The sequence below is a fragment of the Chryseobacterium sp. B21-037 genome (assembly GCF_028570785.1).
Lineage (GTDB): Bacteria > Bacteroidota > Bacteroidia > Flavobacteriales > Weeksellaceae > Chryseobacterium > Chryseobacterium proteolyticum.
Genome location: NZ_JALGCB010000001.1, coordinates 407691 through 423880, shown reverse-complemented (window position 1 = coordinate 423880; position 16190 = coordinate 407691). Strand labels below are relative to the sequence as shown.

The window sequence follows — 16190 nt, the reverse complement described above, 5'->3', positions numbered from 1 at the left end:
ATCCGTATATTTGTAGTTAAATTATTACTATAAATGTCAAACAGAAAGATGATTACGGCAGCTTTGCCTTATGCAAACGGACCGGTTCATATAGGACATTTGGCAGGTGTTTATATTCCTGCGGATGTTTACGCAAGATTTCAAAGAAGGTCAGGAAAAGATGTAGCGTTTATCTGTGGTTCGGATGAGCACGGAATTCCTATTACCATAAGAGCCAAAAAGGAAGGAGTTACTCCTCAGGATATTGTGGATAAATACCATGAGATCATTAAAAAATCTTTTTCAGATCTTGGAATTTCATTCGATGAATATTCCAGAACCACTTCTAAAAAACATTATGAAACCAGCCAGGATTTCTTTAAAACATTATATGAAAAGGGAAAATTTACTGAGGAAGTTTCTGAACAATATTTTGATGAGCAGGCTAACGAGTTTTTAGCGGACCGCTATATTGTAGGAACATGTCCTAATTGTGGGAATGAAAATGCTTACGGAGATCAGTGTGAGAAATGTGGTACTACCCTTTCTCCTTCAGAACTGATCAATCCGAAATCAATGTTAAGTGGAAATGTTCCGATCCTTAAAGAAACCAAAAACTGGTATTTACCTTTAAATGAATATGAAGATTTCTTAAACGAATGGATCATTGAAGGCCATAAAGACGACTGGAAGCCCAATGTATACGGGCAGGTAAAATCATGGTTAAATGACGGATTAAAACCACGTGCAATGACCAGGGACCTCAACTGGGGAGTTCCGGTTCCTCTTCCTAATGCAGAAGGAAAAGTATTGTATGTTTGGTTCGATGCTCCTATCGGATATATTTCATTCACTCAGGAATGGGCAGAGAAAAACGGAAAAAACTGGAAGGACTACTGGCAAAGTGAAGACAGTGACCTGATTCACTTTATCGGAAAAGATAATATTGTATTCCATTGTATCATTTTCCCGGCAATGATGAAGGCACACGGAGATTATATAATGCCTAAAAATGTTCCGGCATTTGAGTTCCTGAACCTTGAAAACGATAAAATCTCAACTTCAAGAAACTGGGCGGTATGGGCACATGAGTATGTTGAAGATTTCCCGGGACAACAGGATGTTTTGAGATATGCTCTTCTTTCTTCTGCTCCTGAAACAAAGGATAATAATTTTACGTGGAAAGATTTTCAGACAAAAAATAACTCGGAACTAGTAAATAAGTTTGGAAACTTTATAAACAGAGTTATTTCGTTTACAAATAAAAACTTCGAAGGAAAAGTTCCAAATGGTATCTTAGATGAAGAGACTAAAAATGCAATTAAAATTGCATTAGATGAGGTAAGTAATTATCTAGAAAAATATGAATTTAGAAATGCACTAAATTCATTTATGGCTCTAGTAGATTATGGTAATTTATATCTTCAAAATGCCGCTCCTTGGAAAGCGATAGCTGAAAACAAGGATGCAGCGGGTCAAACGATGTTTGTTGGAGCACAAATTGCAGCAGTTGTTGCTCAATTATGTGAACCTTTTATGCCTTTTACTGCTGAAAAGCTATTTGGATACTTTAATATTGACAAAAAGAATTGGAACGAGATAAAAAATTCTGAAATCCAAATTGAAGCTGGTCATAAAATTGAGAATGCACCATTGCTTTTTAATAAGATTGAAGATGACGTTATAGAAGCACAGATTCAAAAACTGGAGAATACAAAACAGAATAATAAAAAAACAAATCCTAACGCAAAACCGATGAAAGAGGAAATTACTTTTGATGATTTTACTAAAATAGACTTAAGAACGGCTACTATTATAGAGGCTGAAAAAGTAGAAAAAGCCGATAAGCTATTAAAGTTTACGGTTGACACAGGAGTTGATATAAGAACAGTAGTTTCAGGAGTTGCTGAGAGTTTTACTCCGGAAGAATTGATCGGAAAACAGGTGATGATCTTATTAAACCTGGCTCCAAGAAAAATTCGTGGAATAGAATCTCAGGGTATGTTATTATTAACCACAAAGCCGGATGGAAAACTATCTTTTGTTACTCCGGATGACAGCAATGTTGAAAACGGTATTGAAATAGGCTAAATATTTAAATGCATAGTAAAAAAATCCCCTAAGGTTTTACCTTAGGGGATTTTTATTTTTATACAATTGTCCTCGCAGGGATACTCATATTCTATTTCTTCATTAGTTTTGCCAAATAAGCATCTTCATCCTGCATCACCTTTTCAATATTGAAACCATTATTTTCTGCAGCATTCTTTAAAGTCTCAAAATCCAGGTATAACCACTTGATAGGATCTTCGGACTCTCCTTTATAGTGTACGATATAATCCAATTCTCCATAATAACCTTCTGCCGGGATATATACTCCGCCATCTTCATCCCGGTCAAACATGTATAAAATATCTGTACTGTCGATTAAAACCTGTCCGTTATCATTGAGCAATAAATGCAGTTTTTGGAGGTAATTATCTATTTCAGCCAGGCTTCCAAAAATCCCGGTTCCATTCATTAACAACAATATGGTATCAAAAGTTTCGCCAGAGAAATCAAGCATATTCTCGCAGACAGCTTTTTTAATTCCTCTTATCTGACACACCTGAATCGATTTTTGGGAAATATCCAATGCCACAACATCCAGATTCCTGATATCCTGAAGATATAAAGAATGAGAACCAGCTCCGGCTCCGATATCTAAAACCTTTCCATAAGATGATTCCAGAGCTTTTTGTTCCAAGGCATTCATCTCTTCAAAGGTTCTGAAAAGATAATCTACAGGAAGTTCATCCAGTTCGGAAATTGAAGTTTCAGTCTGCAAATCTTCAGGATCTTCATTATGATGGTAATCCCAGATTGCTTTTCCCATTAAATCTTTCATAATAACTTTTAATCAAGCAAAGATAAGATTTTTGCCTTGAAAAGCTATCGCGGTAATTGATAGAACAAAAGATAGTCTAATCCAATTAGCGGAGATTAATTTGTTACCGGTAGTAACAGATAGCCCCGATAGGAACGGTTACCCCACAGCAAGAATCGGGAAAGCAAGGCGCGAGGAGTATGAGTGGATAGCGGGAAAAAGCTTCAAAATATACCTATCAAAAGAAACCCGAACGATTTGTCGGGACCATTCTTATTCATTCGCATGCAATTCTCTCCTCCTTTCTGCCTGTGACTCATCTTGCGCAGCACCGGCTTTCCAGTATGAATATGCATATAGCTCAGACTGATTCCAGCTCTTTTCTTTTCTGAAATAATTGCGAACCTCTTTCATGGTGGAGAGTTCACAGGCAATATATCCAAATTTTGAAGTTTCCGGGATCTCCACCCTTCGCACCACCTCAGCAAGCTTGTTTCCTAAGTGAGCATCAGGATTATGAACCCATATGAATTCAATATCGGCCTTGGTTTCCAATTCCTGCTCGTCTTCTCTCCCATGGACTTCGATGACACAAACTCCTTTTGCCGTTTCGGGAAGGGTTTCTAAAATGGCACTCAAAACCGGAATTGCAGTACCATCACCAATAAGAAAATACCAATCTGCCTGAGGATAAAGTTCCTTGGCCTCTGTACGCATCATCACGCCTAGCTTTGAGCCCTTTTTCGCATCTCTAGCCCATTTTGAAGCAGGACCACTATCACCGTGATCAATAAAGTCAATAACCAGTTCATTGGCTTCAAAATCAATTCCCCGATGCGTATACGTACGGATAAAGGGAGCGACTTCCTTTGATGGATGGATCCATTCATGATTTTCATTTAAAGTTGGAAAATAGATCTCGTTCAGCCCATGGGGAGGAATCGCAATTTTATTGTTATCACCGATCGTTGTATTTCTGAACATCGAAACATCTTCGGCCTTAAGATAAACTCTGATAAAATGAGGAGTTATGTATTGTTTTTTGATTACTTCGGCAACGATCTGCCCTGCTTGCATTGTAGCCATACCTTTTTTTTTTAATTAATATGCTATACACCAATCATCCTTTGAAGCCTTTGATAATAGGACATAAGGATAAAGAACATTCTTCATAAAGAATGATACAAATGTAGTTAATTATTTTTATTACGTCTAAATAAAAATAATATTATTGAAATAAATTACATTTTATCGGGTTCATTTTCATACCATAAGATACCAAACAAGAAAACGTAAACCCCAGACTCAAAATAAATCCGGGGTTTACAAGTGAAAAACAAGGTATCTTTACAAAGCGGGACCAGCCGCATCTTTTATTTCTTCTAACAATTTTTTACGTTCTCTCAATCTCCTTCTGGCAATCACGGATTTACCACCCAGCATTCTGATAAATCTACCATACTGAAACCGTTCTTTACCGAAATGATGGGTTAAAACGTAAGCCAATACCCCTAAACCTACTATTATAATGTAACCAAATATCTTTTTGGACGCGATAATGATCGCATTCAGCTGAACGAGTTTCATATTACCGGAAAGTGTTTGAGGAGTCACTGTCATTCCATCAATATAAACAGCCAGATCTCCTACCGCCACCACCTGAAAGTGGTATTGAAACCATGAATAGATTGCTGAAAATATACCTACCGCTAAGAATGTTCTCCAAACCAGCACCAAGCCGATTGCAGCAAGCATATCATCAAGCTCCAGTTTATCAAGCGTATAATACCATACTGAGATAAACAATGAACACATCCCATAACCTTTTAAAAACATAGGCAGATACCAACCTTCATAATTGAATTCCAATACCATTGAAAAGTACATGATCACAGCATATCCTATCATCGCAGAAAATCCTGAAAAAATGAACATCTTTAAAGGTTTTTCATTTTTAAACCAGAAAATAGCTGTAATCCCAGCCAAAATAATTCCCGGAATCATCAGGATGCTGAGCCTTGCATTGGTCAATTGATCATATCCCAATACTCCCACCGCAAACGTATTTTGCAAAGTTGTTGTCCCTAAAAACATTCCCAGCCAGAACAACATGAACAATCCATTCTGGACATTGTTTCTTTTGAATATGGAAAATGACAGATAAGGTCTTTTTAATGTTAATTGTCGTGTTGCCAATAACGCAAAACTTATAAAAGCACCAATGCTGGCCTTCACTATTTTCGAAGAATTCCACCAATCCTGCTGCTTTCCAAAAGAATATACATATGCCGAAAACATGAATGAGGAAATAAAAAGCAGAATACTCAGCCAATCAATATAATGCAAAGGAACTTTAAGGGCAAAATATTTATCATGCATAAAGATCCAATGAATCATTGCCAGTACAAAACATAAAACGGACACAATAATGTAAAAATGCTGCCAGTTGTAAAGAACAGACACTTCTACAGCATAATAACTTGCCACCTGATTCATCATAAGGACGAACGTATAAAATGCTCCGTAGAACATCCCCCTGTTTCCTATCATTGCCATTAATGGTAAGAACAGTTCAATAGTAACCATCATTTTCAGAAAACCGATGACTAGTGCTGTTATTACGATTACCATTGGCTGCAGCGTGGTAGCATTAACATAGCTTAATAGTCCTAAAAGAACAAGAATTAAAGTGATCTTATCGCGTACCTTAAATCTCATCTTCATTCTTAGAACTACAGGCATACAGGCTCCCATTCCTATTGTCGTTGCATAATTTGCCCATAGAAAATATTCTGACAGAGCTCCTGTTCCTCCTACAAGATAACTTATATTACCTGTATACACTCCCCCCAACGGCATTACCACGGCAAGAAGTAATACGATCAGTAAAAGCTGAACCGGCTTTGGAACCCAATCATGATATAAGCCTTTGTTATACATTTTTTAATTTTTTTAGATGTTACAGACAATTGAAAAAGTTGAAAAAGATATCTTACGGACAAATTTTTCAATTTTTCAATCTTTCAATCTTTCAATCTTTCTTGTTAACATTCACATTCATATTCATCCCCGCACTCAGTTTATTGATATCCTCTTTTTTATTAGCGGTAGTAAATTCTATTCTTACGGGAATTCTCTGCTGCACTTTAATGAAGTTACCGGTAGAATTGTCTGTCGGAACACTGGAATATCTCGATCCTGTAGCTGCAGAAATAGCCGTAACAATTCCTTCAAATTGTTGTCCGCCGAGCGCATCCGCCGTCATTGTCATCTTCTCTCCAATTTTAACATTTGGCATCTGGCTTTCCAGAAAATTGGCAGTTACCCATTTCTGACCATTCAGTACAATCGTAGCTACCTGCTGCCCCGGCTGGATCAGTTGGCCTTCGGAAATCGTTCTTCTCCCCATAACGCCGTCATAGGGTGCTGTAATTACGGTATAAGAAAGATTGATTCTTGCCATATCCAATGCCGATTTTGTTCTTTTGATCTCGGCATCATTGATCCCAAGCTTGCTTTTAACTTCCGTCGTAGAAAGGTTAGCTGATTGCTTTTGATTAACTAATGTTTCGTAAGCTGCTTTTTGTGCATCATATTCTGTTTTCACCTGGTCATATTGTTGTCTGGTAACAGCTTCTGAAGCCAATAGGTTTTTGTACCTGTTCAGGTTTTGTTCGGCATTCCATAATCTGGCTTTTGCCCCTGCTAAATTAGACTCCATCACGTTAACATTATTAGAAACCGTATTTACGGATGATGACGTAGCGGAGCGCTGTGCCAAAGCATTTTGATACGCTGCTTCGGCCTGGCCTAGCTGGGTTAAAATTTCATTTTTATCTAAAATAACCAAAGTATCTCCTTTTTTTACCTGCTGGTGCTCAATAAATTTAATTTCTTTGATATAGGCTGAAACCCTGGTATTGATTGGATTGATAAATTCTTCAACCTGGGCTGCTTCTGTATAAGTCTTATCTCCGATATGAAAATATTCCCTAACCAGCCAGAATAAGCCAAAACCAATAGCCAGAAATACAATAATATTGGAAATAATTGCTCTAATTTTATTTTTCCTAGCTTCCTTCTTTTTAGCTACTGCGCTTGAAACCGCAGGTGCCTGTTCTATATTTTGTTGTTCCTTGTTTTCCATTATCTTGATTTTCAGTTTTAAAAATTAAAGTGTTCCCGTAGATTTTAAAAGATTATAATATTGATACAGAACATTGATCTCTGCATTGGCAAAGTCCAGTTCAGACTGTAATTTCTGATTTTGAGCATCAATCATTTCGGCTTGTACAGCCAGCTGATTAAGATATTTAGCCTCTGTAATCTTGTAATTCTCTTCGGCCAGTTTTTTGGCGTCATTAAGAATATCAGCCTGCTGAATAGATTCCTGGTATTTAACATAAGCCGCATTAACTCCCATGTCTACATTTTGCTGAACTAAAGTCATTGCATCTCCGGCTTGCGTTTTTTGTATTTCTCCAAGTTTAATTTTCTCTTTCGTTTTATAAAGATTGTCGATATTGTAACTTAGAGAAACTCCTGCCTGCCATCCTCCGGAATACATATCCAGAACAGGATTTCTTGTCGTAATCGGGCGCTGTAATGTATAACCTCCAAAACCGGATAACGTAGGAAGCTGATCGGTTTTTATAATCTCTATATTTTTATTTGCAACATCAATATTCGTTTTGGCAGACTTTAGCTGTGGATTACTGTTATGAGCCAGATCCATATAATACTCCATTCCGATACCCGCTTCCTTATTGTCTAAACTTTCGACAGGAATAATTTCTGTTTCAGAAGGTAACCCTAATGCAATATTCATATTATAATTAAGGATCTTCCGGTTATTAACGAGCGTTAAGATTCCCTGATCGAGATTCTTTATTGCCAACTCTCCACGGATCACTTCATTGCGGGTAACCATTCCTTGCTGATAAAATTTCTGGATGTTTTTCAGGCGTTCCTGGGCCAGTTTCTTATTATTCTGAAAAACGGATTCCTGATTAAGAATTTTGTAGATATCCAGATAATTGGATATAACTAAGAGCTTAACGTCCTGTTTATTCTTTTCAAGATCCAATTCAGAAAGCTGTTCCCTTAATCCGGCTAATTCTATAGATTTATTCACCAATCCTCCTTTGAAGATCAACTGAGTAGCCTGTACTGCATATGAGCTTCCATAGTGAGGCATAGGAATAGTGGTAGAACCCGAAAAATCTTTGTCAATTGCTACTGCATCTCCCAAGTAAAACTGACTTGTTGATGCCGTTATATTAGGCAACTTCTGTAGTTTTGCGACACCTGTCTGTTGTTTTGCAATATTGATATTTTGAGCGGTAACTTTTAGCTGCTGATGATTCTGAAGAGCCAGTTCAGCGACCTCATTCGCTGTCATTTGTCTGACTTCCTGAGAAAAAAACAGCGCAGGGAATATAGCTATCAAAACTGATAGTGCTGTTTTTATGTAATGTATCATTTTACCTTGTTTTTACATAGGCAAAGTTACGGCAACACAGAAATCAAACAAATGTTTGATAACTGGAAAAAGATGTTCAAATGTAGGATTTACCTGTCAAACTGATTTCTGTATTGGGTGGGACTGATCTCTAAATGCTTCTTAAAAAAGTGAGAAAATGAATACTGATCACTAAACCCAAGCATGGAAGAAATCTCTGAAACAGACTTTTTGGAAGAGTTTAGAAGTACTTTGGCTTCGTTGACCACTATAGCCGCTATGATCTGACTGGCCGACTTTCCGGTAATAGATTTCACCACCGACGAAAGATGTCTGGTTGTAATGGACTGTCTTTCGGCATAGAACTCAACAGCTCTTTCCGTATGGTGATGTTCTGCGAGATCTGTCAAGAAGATAAAAACAATTTCTTCCTGTCTAGACATCTGCCCCATGGCGTTGCTATCCTCCTTGGAAATAATCCCGGCCATCTGGTAGCAAAAAACGGAAAATAAGTGTTCCACTATCTCCTTTTTATACATCATTTCCGTTTCCGAATCCAGTATATATTTAAGGAAATTAACACTTTTCCACACCAACTCCATTTCATCCTGCTGAAAAGGAACTCCTTTATTCATTTGTTGCCTGAAATAACGGTATCCGATAAGACGGTTAAATTTCAGGGATAAAGCAGAAATAAACTCCCTTTTATAAGAAACCATTCTGGATTGAAAGTCATCACTTACCGATACCATTTCATAAACAGTCTGGGGATCGGTTACCATAAACATATTGGGCATAAGTTCAAGGTCCCTGAAATGCTGACGAAGCTTTATAGTCCCGGTTTTAACAAATATAAACGCAGGATTATCTGGACGAAAGGGTTTTTCGACAGAAATTCTTTCAAAGATATTATGCTGTGTAAAGATCTCTACACCGAATTTTTCCAGGACAGACATACCACAAATGTATTCAATCTCTTGGACGATTGCAAAATTTTATTAATTTCGTATTAACCAAATTCCAAATTATGAGAAAGATAGATTTATTTTTCGCAGAATATTGTAAAAACCACAGAAATAAAACCAATAAGCTCATTCATTGGATGTGTGTTCCTCTCACTTTTTGGAGCATATTAGGCTTTATCTCCTTACTTCCTTCACCGCATATTTGCTCTCCTTACTTTGGTTGTGCCAGCATCATAAGCATGGTTGCAGTTGCATTCATTACGCTATTTTATCTCAGACTATCCTTCCTGATCAGCATGATGATGCTTATTATCATGATATTGATGGAGGGTTCAATATATATGGTTAATATACGATTCTTGAAAAACGCATGGATTATTTATTTTTCAATATTCGTGGTTACCTGGATCTTAAGACTTTTCGGACACAGAATCGAAGGTAAAAAGCCTCCCTTCTTAAAAGATCTTCAATTCCTTCTAATGGGGCCTATTTGGTTATTAACCTTTATTTTCAAAAAGACAGGAATAAAATATTAACAGTCTTTCTTTTGAATTATGCATCATTTTTGATAAGATTCATAAAAAGAATCATGAAGAACTTAATTTTACCCTTATTGCTCATAATATGCATTCATTGCAGTAAATCAGATGGTGTCGCCAGTCCAAGAGCTAGTGCTGATCTTGTAGAAGTACTACCGGATGATAAAACAGCTAATTTCTCAAAAAACGAACTAGTTCCTTCGCCTCAAGAGGAACCGCGGGAAAATACACCAAAAAAAATCGATACCATTTCTAAAAAAATCATTAAAAATGGAGAAATGCGTATCCAAGTTTCAGATATTAAAAAATCCCTGGATCAGGTAAATGAAGCCTTAAAGAAAAATAATGCTTATATACAAACAGAAGATTTTCAAAACTCAGATGAAGATGAAAACCTGAGCCTTACGATCCGTGTGCCTCATAAAAATTTTGATGCTTTAATCAATTCTTTTTCTAATGGGATAGGTTCTGTTTTATCTAAAAACATTTCCTCTGAAGATGTTACGGAAGAGTATACAGATGTAAGCATCAAACTAGCCAACAAAAAGATTTATCTTGAAAAATACCGGGATTTGCTTAGGAGAGCCTCCAATACGAAGGATATGCTTGAAATCCAGGAAAAAATCCGTGGTCTGGAAGATGAAATAGATGTTGCAGAAGGAAAACTTCGTTTTATTGATGACCGTGTGAACTACAGCACACTCAATTTGAGTTTATATAAAGAAAAAATAAGAAGTTCAGCTACATCAAAAATAGGTTTTGGAAGCCGGTTCGGAGACTCCATTACCCAAGGCTGGAATAGTTTTATAAGTTTCATACTAGGACTCATCTCTTTTTGGCCATTCTTTTTAGCCATCCCGCTTATTGTTTTCCTTTGGAGAAAATGGAAAGGAAGAAGAAAACAAAAATAGATCTGAATATCTATATCCGGATCTATTTTTGTTTTTAAAACTATGCATTAAAATGCTTCTTTACCATTTCCAGCACTTTCTCGTCTGACATTTGCTGGGACGTGTCTAATGTAATTTTCAGATCCTTGAACTGAGCAGTATCATGCAGATAGTGTTTTAATTCTTCCTGAATTTTTCCCGGACCGGTAATATATACTTCCTGAGAATTTATTAATAAATGTTCAACTTCTTTAAAAAACTTAATCCGATTCGTCCTTTCCGCATTATTACCTGCATTTTCACTTGAATTACCATGCTGAATCTCAGCTTTTACAGGATTACAAAGAAAAAATTTAAAGGCATTTTGTGCATCGTGATTTTTTGCAACGATAGCTTTTTCGGTATCTATCCAGATTCCTGCTAATTTTTTGTCTGACATAATCTTGTATTTTAATGTTACTCTATATAGAACAACAATGGTGCAAAGACGACGTTAATGCATGTTAAAAATAATTGCACTAAAAAAATTAAACAACAATGAAACAAGACCTGTTATACGAAAACTCTTTATAAGAAAGATCTACATAATTATTTACCAAGCACAAATACAGCGGGGATTTTATGAAGTTCCGGTTTTTTCTTTTGCCATTCTTTAATGGTTTTCGTCTGAATAAATTCATGCTCAGGATCGTTGATATTAGCAGCGATACACAATTTTGTATTGGGAGATAAAAATTTACACAGATCTTCGATAAGGGGATTATTCCGATAGGGCGTTTCCATAAAAATCTGGGAATATCCTGTCTTCTGTACAAGGCTTTCCAAATGCAGAATTTGTTTTTTCTTTTCTCCTTTATCAATAGGAAGGTATCCGTTAAACGAAAACTCCTGACCGTTAAACCCACTTGAAATCAGAGCCAGGATAATAGAAGATGGTCCTGAAACAGGTATTACTCTTATATTTTTTTCATGGCACCATTTCACAATCAGATTTCCCGGATCAGCAATGCAGGGAAGTCCAGCTTCAGAAAGCAATCCAAAATCCTGACCTTTTAACATGAGTTCCTGAGCATCTTTAATGTCCGCATTCTCGGTGTATTTATCCAGTAAAAAAAGCTTGAGATCGGATTGTTTTTTTTCAGGAGCAAAGAATTTAATGACCTTTCGGGCAGTTTTTTCATTTTCCACAAAGAAATAATCGGTTTGCATGATATAATCATTCATCACCGGTGAAAAATGATTGATAGGAGTATTTTCTGATAAATAGGCTGGAAGTAAAAAAAGCATTTTTTTATTTTTGGGTTCTTTCTTTTAATGAGGGTTGTTGAAAATATTGGGTCAGATCCATTGAGAACGTCACTGAGGTGATTTTCCATGTCCCGCTGATCTTCATTAAGGTCCATATTTCTTTTCCCCAGTTACTCATTTTTCCGTCATACCAAAAGCTATAATCGAAATTAGCGGAAGCTATGGAACCGTCTTCAATGATCCTGATATTATCAAACTTTTCTTCTGATTTATCGTCTTTAAAACCCTTAATAAAGGTTTTATAATCATCGGTAAAGTGGCTTTCTGCTTTTGGATTTTTTTCAAGACGTTTCAATTGAGTCCTTTCACTATATGTTCCCGTCCATAAAACCGGTTCCTGAAAAAGGGAAAGAAATTTACTTTCATCCCTGGTTTTGATGCTTGTCATAAAATCATCCATTACTTTCCTAATAGCAATCTCGTCGTTTGTCTGGGCAAATAGAAAGTTGGCAATTAAAACAAAAAAGAAAATCAAGTATTTCATTTAATTTATAATTTGATTACGGATCGTATTGCATGCTTCATCCAAAAGTTGATACACATCTTCAAAATCATCCATATTTCCCCAATAAGGATCGGGAACTTCAGCATTTTCATGATTTCCTGCAGCTTCTAAAAACAGAAATATTTTCTGCCTTTGTTCCTCATTTTTTGCTTTTGAAATTACATCCCCATAAATATCAATATCCATACAGTAGATTTTATCAAAATTTTCCAGATCCGCTTTGGTGATGGGTCTGGATCTTTGTTTGGAAATATCAATCCCATGATTAGCTGCCGTTTTTATCGCCCGTTTATCCGGATGTTCACCTTCATGCATTGAAATCGTTCCCGCAGAATCCACTACAAAACCGGGAGGGAGCTTTTCTTTCATAATTCCTTCTGCTAAAGGGCTCCTGCAAATGTTTCCCAAGCACACCATCAATATTTTCATGTTACAATTCTATGAATTAAGGACTAGCATATCTATCAAAATTAAACAAAAAAATGAAGAATAATTCCTATCCTTCATTTTCTTTATATCAAATTAAATTATTCTAGTGTTTGATTCTTTCCGTAAGCTCTTTTACGTACTTTTTCACTTCTTTGTCTATCTTGGAAACATCTTTAATAGTTTCACAAGCATACATTACCGTTGAATGATCTTTACCTCCCATTTCTTCACCGATTTTAGTAAATGTAGCATTGGTAAATTCCTTTGCAAAATACATGGCCAGCTGTCTTGGAAGTGCAATTTCCCTTTTTCTTGTTTTCGAAAGTAACTGCTCTCTTTTAATACCAAAATAATCACATACGATCTCCTGAATATAAGGAATGTTGATGATTTTTTTCTGATTGGCTGCAATCTTATTGATGGTATCTTTCAATAACTCAAGACTAAGATCGGATTTATAAATTGTGGAGTAAGCAATTACAGAATTGATCACCCCTATAAGTTCTCTTACGTTGGTCTTTGCTTCAGCCGCTAAGAAGTCGAGCATATCTTCCGTCAGTACAATACCATCTCTGCTTAACTTATCAACGATAATTTTTCTTCTGGTTTCCAGATCCGGAGATTTGATCTCTGCAGAAAGTCCCCATTTGAAACGGGAAACGATTCTGTCCTGAATATCCATGATATCTACAGGAGCCTTATCAGAAGTCAGAATGATCTGCTTTCCATTCTGATGCAGATAATCGAAAATGTGGAAGAAACTATCCTGTGTCGCCGATTTACCGGACAAGAACTGAATATCATCAATGATCAAAACATCCACCATCTGGTAGAAGTTAGCAAACTCGGTTTGCTTATGTGCCTTTGCTGCTGAAATGAATTGCTGTATGAATTTTTCAGAAGACAAATAAAGGACTACTTTATCCGGAAACTGGCTTTTAACTTCCAATCCTACCGCTTGTCCCAAGTGTGTTTTACCCACTCCATATCCTCCATATAAAAACAATGGATTAAAGGCAGTAGCACCAGGTCTTTTTGCTATAGATCTTGCTACTGTTGCAGCAAATTTATTGCTTTCTCCCTCTACATAGTTATCAAAAGAAAAATCAGATTTCAGATTGGAATCGATATTTACTTTTTTAATTCCAGGTACAACAAAAGGATTAACAATATTGGATGAAAAACCTTGAGGCATTGTTTCCTGCACTTTCGGTGTAGGAACACTTTTCCCTTTCATGTTCATGGTAACTGGTTTTTCTAAGCCATTAGGCTTATTTTCCATTACAGAATACCATAATTTTACTCCTTTACCTATATTTTTCTTCAGGGCCGCAGAAAGTAGAGATAAGTAATTATCCTCAATATATTCCTTGTAAAAATCACTAGGTACCATTAATGTAAGATTATTGTCAACCAAAGAGATTGGCTGCACCTTATCGAACAATAAGTCGAAGGATTTTTCAAGTTTTTTCAAATCAGAATTATCTTCAGCTGCGTTAAGATTGTCACGCATAAACTGAAGGCACTTCTGCCATATCATCATTAAATTTTCATCCATATTTATGCCCCGATTAATTCTTTAGTTAGTACTGTGTTTAGAAGGAAGACAAAGGTCTAATTTTTTATTTTCAAAAAAAAATTTTGCAGGTATTGATTATTTAAAAATATATTTGTATGTATAATTTGAGACCCAAAATGATACACACAATCCACTCAATACGAGTACGTTACGCCGAAACCGACCCTATGAAATATGTCTATTATGGCAACTATGCAACGTACTTTGAAATTGGCAGAGTTGAGCTATTTCGATCCATCGGAATGTCATATAATGAAATTGAAAACCAGGGAATTTGGTTACCCGTTTCCGATTATAAAATTAAGTATTTAAAACCAGCTTTATACGATCAAAAATTAGAAATCCACACCTATATAAAAAAAATACCCGGAGTACGGATTGAATTTGAATATGAAATCTACAACGAAGATGGAGTAAAAATTACCGAAGCTTCTACCACCCTGTTCTTTCTGGATTCATCAACCAACAAAATCATCAGATGCCCGGAGCATTTATTGAATCTTTTTAAAGCAAACTGGAAGGTTGAAGAAAATACCCCTGAATAATTACGGTATATAATTTTTTTAACTATCAACTATTTCATTCCTTTGTTGAAGTTTAATTTACATTTAACAATTACGCAGAATATATGAAGATTGCATTTCTTGGCCCACATGCAAGTTTTACTCAACTTGCCACCACACAACTTTTTCCTGAGGAAGACCTATTACCACAGGCAAATATCCTGGATTGTTTTGAAGCAGTAGAAAAAGGAGAAGTTGCTAAAGCTGTTGTCCCATTGGAAAACTCCATTGAAGGTACCGTTTCCATGACATTAGATTATCTGTATAAAACCCCTGCAATAAAAATCGAAGCTGAAGCTGTGATGCCCATTGCACATCACTTAATGATTCATCCCAACAATTCTATTGAGGAAATCGAGAAGATTTATTCCCATCCGCAGGCATTGGCTCAGAGTTTTCATTTTTTAGATGAACACTACAAGAATGTTCAAAGACAGGATTTTTCTTCTACGGCCGCCGCAGCCAAGTTTGTATCCGAGAACCCTGATCAAAAGATCGCAGCTGTCGCCAACCAATTTGCTGCTAATCTTTATGGTTTAAAAATCATTAACCGGAATATTCAGGACTTTGAGCAGAACCATACACGCTTTATCGTGATCTCTAAAGAAGGAAATTCTTACAAAAACGAAAAATTAGAGGTTCTTGGGGAAAAATCCGGGATGCTCATTACATTACCTGAAGATCATGCCGGAGGATTACACCAGGTACTATCAGTATTCGCCTGGAGAAAGATGAATCTTAGTAAAATAGAATCCCGGACCTTAAAAACGGGACTTGGAAACTACTTTTTCTATATCAATGTGGTAGGTGAATGGCATCCGATCCTGCATGGAAATGCAATACAGGAGCTTGAATCCATCCGCGCAGATGTTGATTTCCTTGGAAATTACAAAGAGTACTTATTAGAAAGTTAAATCTTATTAAAAATACAGGATAGTTATAATATTATCTAAGAAATATAACCTACTAAAAAGCTGTCAGACGTTCTGACAGCTTTATTTTTACATTAAATAAAAATTATTCAATAAAAAGGGATTTATTTAAATTATTTTATTTATCTTTATTCTCAAAAAATTTAAGTATATTTACTTATAGTATAAATACGT

General features: G+C 36.1%; 16 protein-coding genes. 5 read left to right on the top strand and 11 right to left on the bottom strand.

Annotated features, from left to right (window positions below):
* Window positions 1-33: 33 nt before the first annotated feature.
* Window positions 34-2070: a methionine--tRNA ligase gene (metG, locus tag MTQ00_RS01920; RefSeq protein WP_273647506.1), complete on the top strand. Its 2037-nt coding sequence runs from the start codon at window positions 34-36 to the stop codon at window positions 2068-2070.
* Window positions 2071-2161: 91 nt separating this feature from the next.
* On the opposite strand, the gene MTQ00_RS01915 is transcribed toward metG, so the two are convergent.
* The 6 genes from MTQ00_RS01915 to MTQ00_RS01890 all read right to left on the bottom strand — a co-directional run bounded on the left by MTQ00_RS01915 (window position 2162) and on the right by MTQ00_RS01890 (window position 9262).
* Window positions 2162-2866, bottom strand: coding sequence for a class I SAM-dependent methyltransferase (locus MTQ00_RS01915; protein WP_273647505.1), 705 nt, complete (start codon window positions 2864-2866; stop codon window positions 2162-2164).
* Window positions 2867-3118: 252 nt separating this feature from the next.
* The gene (locus MTQ00_RS01910; protein WP_273647504.1) at window positions 3119-3931 is read right to left on the bottom strand and encodes a siderophore-interacting protein; all 813 of its coding nucleotides are present in this window, start codon (window positions 3929-3931) and stop codon (window positions 3119-3121) included.
* 261 nt (window positions 3932-4192) lie between these two features.
* Entirely contained in the window at window positions 4193-5785 is a 1593-nt protein-coding gene (locus MTQ00_RS01905) for an MFS transporter (protein WP_273647503.1), read from the bottom strand.
* 91 nt (window positions 5786-5876) lie between these two features.
* Window positions 5877-6992, bottom strand: a complete 1116-nt coding sequence (locus tag MTQ00_RS01900; protein WP_273647502.1) for an HlyD family secretion protein — start codon at window positions 6990-6992, stop codon at window positions 5877-5879.
* A 24-nt stretch (window positions 6993-7016) separates the two neighbouring features.
* Window positions 7017-8327, bottom strand: coding sequence for a TolC family protein (locus tag MTQ00_RS01895; protein ID WP_273647501.1), 1311 nt, complete (start codon window positions 8325-8327; stop codon window positions 7017-7019).
* An 89-nt stretch (window positions 8328-8416) separates the two neighbouring features.
* Window positions 8417-9262, bottom strand: coding sequence for a helix-turn-helix domain-containing protein (locus MTQ00_RS01890; RefSeq protein ID WP_273647500.1), 846 nt, complete (start codon window positions 9260-9262; stop codon window positions 8417-8419).
* Window positions 9263-9333: 71 nt separating this feature from the next.
* Here MTQ00_RS01890 and MTQ00_RS01885 point away from each other — a divergent pair, with 71 nt between their 5' ends.
* Both MTQ00_RS01885 and MTQ00_RS01880 read left to right on the top strand, forming a co-directional pair.
* The gene (locus MTQ00_RS01885) at window positions 9334-9807 is read left to right on the top strand and encodes an Mpo1 family 2-hydroxy fatty acid dioxygenase (RefSeq protein ID WP_273647499.1); all 474 of its coding nucleotides are present in this window, start codon (window positions 9334-9336) and stop codon (window positions 9805-9807) included.
* A 53-nt stretch (window positions 9808-9860) separates the two neighbouring features.
* Window positions 9861-10721 carry a DUF4349 domain-containing protein gene (locus MTQ00_RS01880; RefSeq protein ID WP_273647498.1) on the top strand — a complete coding sequence of 287 codons (861 nt, stop codon included), beginning with the start codon at window positions 9861-9863 and terminating at the stop codon, window positions 10719-10721.
* 40 nt (window positions 10722-10761) lie between these two features.
* Here the strand turns inward: MTQ00_RS01880 and MTQ00_RS01875 are convergent, their stop codons facing one another.
* The 5 genes from MTQ00_RS01875 to dnaA form a co-directional block, all read right to left on the bottom strand.
* A complete protein-coding gene (locus tag MTQ00_RS01875; RefSeq protein WP_172277728.1) occupies window positions 10762-11139 on the bottom strand; it encodes a hypothetical protein in 378 nt (125 codons plus the stop codon).
* A gap of 149 nt (window positions 11140-11288) precedes the next feature.
* Window positions 11289-11987: an SAM-dependent methyltransferase gene (locus MTQ00_RS01870; protein WP_172277727.1), complete on the bottom strand. Its 699-nt coding sequence runs from the start codon at window positions 11985-11987 to the stop codon at window positions 11289-11291.
* Between the two features lie 4 nt (window positions 11988-11991).
* Window positions 11992-12492, bottom strand: a complete 501-nt coding sequence (locus tag MTQ00_RS01865) for a nuclear transport factor 2 family protein (RefSeq protein ID WP_273647497.1) — start codon at window positions 12490-12492, stop codon at window positions 11992-11994.
* On the bottom strand, window positions 12493-12942 hold the full coding sequence (locus tag MTQ00_RS01860) for a low molecular weight protein-tyrosine-phosphatase (protein ID WP_273647496.1): 450 nt from the start codon (window positions 12940-12942) through the stop codon (window positions 12493-12495).
* Between the two features lie 103 nt (window positions 12943-13045).
* Window positions 13046-14500: a chromosomal replication initiator protein DnaA gene (gene dnaA, locus MTQ00_RS01855; RefSeq protein WP_172277724.1), complete on the bottom strand. Its 1455-nt coding sequence runs from the start codon at window positions 14498-14500 to the stop codon at window positions 13046-13048.
* Window positions 14501-14637: 137 nt separating this feature from the next.
* Between dnaA and MTQ00_RS01850 the strand changes: the two genes are divergently transcribed.
* Window positions 14638-15066, top strand: coding sequence for an acyl-CoA thioesterase (locus MTQ00_RS01850; RefSeq protein ID WP_172277723.1), 429 nt, complete (start codon window positions 14638-14640; stop codon window positions 15064-15066).
* An 83-nt stretch (window positions 15067-15149) separates the two neighbouring features.
* Entirely contained in the window at window positions 15150-15998 is an 849-nt protein-coding gene (pheA, locus tag MTQ00_RS01845; protein WP_273647495.1) for a prephenate dehydratase, read from the top strand.
* Window positions 15999-16190 lie beyond the last annotated feature (192 nt).

Bases quoted from the DNA above. Each gene is read 5' to 3' on its own strand.
- MTQ00_RS01860 (WP_273647496.1), bottom strand. From the start codon at position 12,942: ATGAAAATATTGATGGTGTGCTTGGGAAACATTTGCAGGAGCCCTTTA.
- MTQ00_RS01910 (WP_273647504.1), bottom strand. From the start codon at position 3,931: ATGGCTACAATGCAAGCAGGGCAGATCGTTGCCGAAGTAATCAAAAAA.
- MTQ00_RS01915 (WP_273647505.1), bottom strand. From the start codon at position 2,866: ATGAAAGATTTAATGGGAAAAGCAATCTGGGATTACCATCATAATGAA.
- MTQ00_RS01890 (WP_273647500.1), bottom strand. From the start codon at position 9,262: ATGTCTGTCCTGGAAAAATTCGGTGTAGAGATCTTTACACAGCATAAT.
- MTQ00_RS01885 (WP_273647499.1), top strand. From the start codon at position 9,334: ATGAGAAAGATAGATTTATTTTTCGCAGAATATTGTAAAAACCACAGA.
- MTQ00_RS01900 (WP_273647502.1), bottom strand. From the start codon at position 6,992: ATGGAAAACAAGGAACAACAAAATATAGAACAGGCACCTGCGGTTTCA.
- MTQ00_RS01870 (WP_172277727.1), bottom strand. From the start codon at position 11,987: ATGCTTTTTTTACTTCCAGCCTATTTATCAGAAAATACTCCTATCAAT.
- MTQ00_RS01880 (WP_273647498.1), top strand. From the start codon at position 9,861: ATGAAGAACTTAATTTTACCCTTATTGCTCATAATATGCATTCATTGC.
- MTQ00_RS01905 (WP_273647503.1), bottom strand. From the start codon at position 5,785: ATGTATAACAAAGGCTTATATCATGATTGGGTTCCAAAGCCGGTTCAG.
- pheA (WP_273647495.1), top strand. From the start codon at position 15,150: ATGAAGATTGCATTTCTTGGCCCACATGCAAGTTTTACTCAACTTGCC.
- metG (WP_273647506.1), top strand. From the start codon at position 34: ATGTCAAACAGAAAGATGATTACGGCAGCTTTGCCTTATGCAAACGGA.
- MTQ00_RS01865 (WP_273647497.1), bottom strand. From the start codon at position 12,492: ATGAAATACTTGATTTTCTTTTTTGTTTTAATTGCCAACTTTCTATTT.
- MTQ00_RS01875 (WP_172277728.1), bottom strand. From the start codon at position 11,139: ATGTCAGACAAAAAATTAGCAGGAATCTGGATAGATACCGAAAAAGCT.
- MTQ00_RS01850 (WP_172277723.1), top strand. From the start codon at position 14,638: ATGATACACACAATCCACTCAATACGAGTACGTTACGCCGAAACCGAC.
- MTQ00_RS01895 (WP_273647501.1), bottom strand. From the start codon at position 8,327: ATGATACATTACATAAAAACAGCACTATCAGTTTTGATAGCTATATTC.
- dnaA (WP_172277724.1), bottom strand. From the start codon at position 14,500: ATGGATGAAAATTTAATGATGATATGGCAGAAGTGCCTTCAGTTTATG.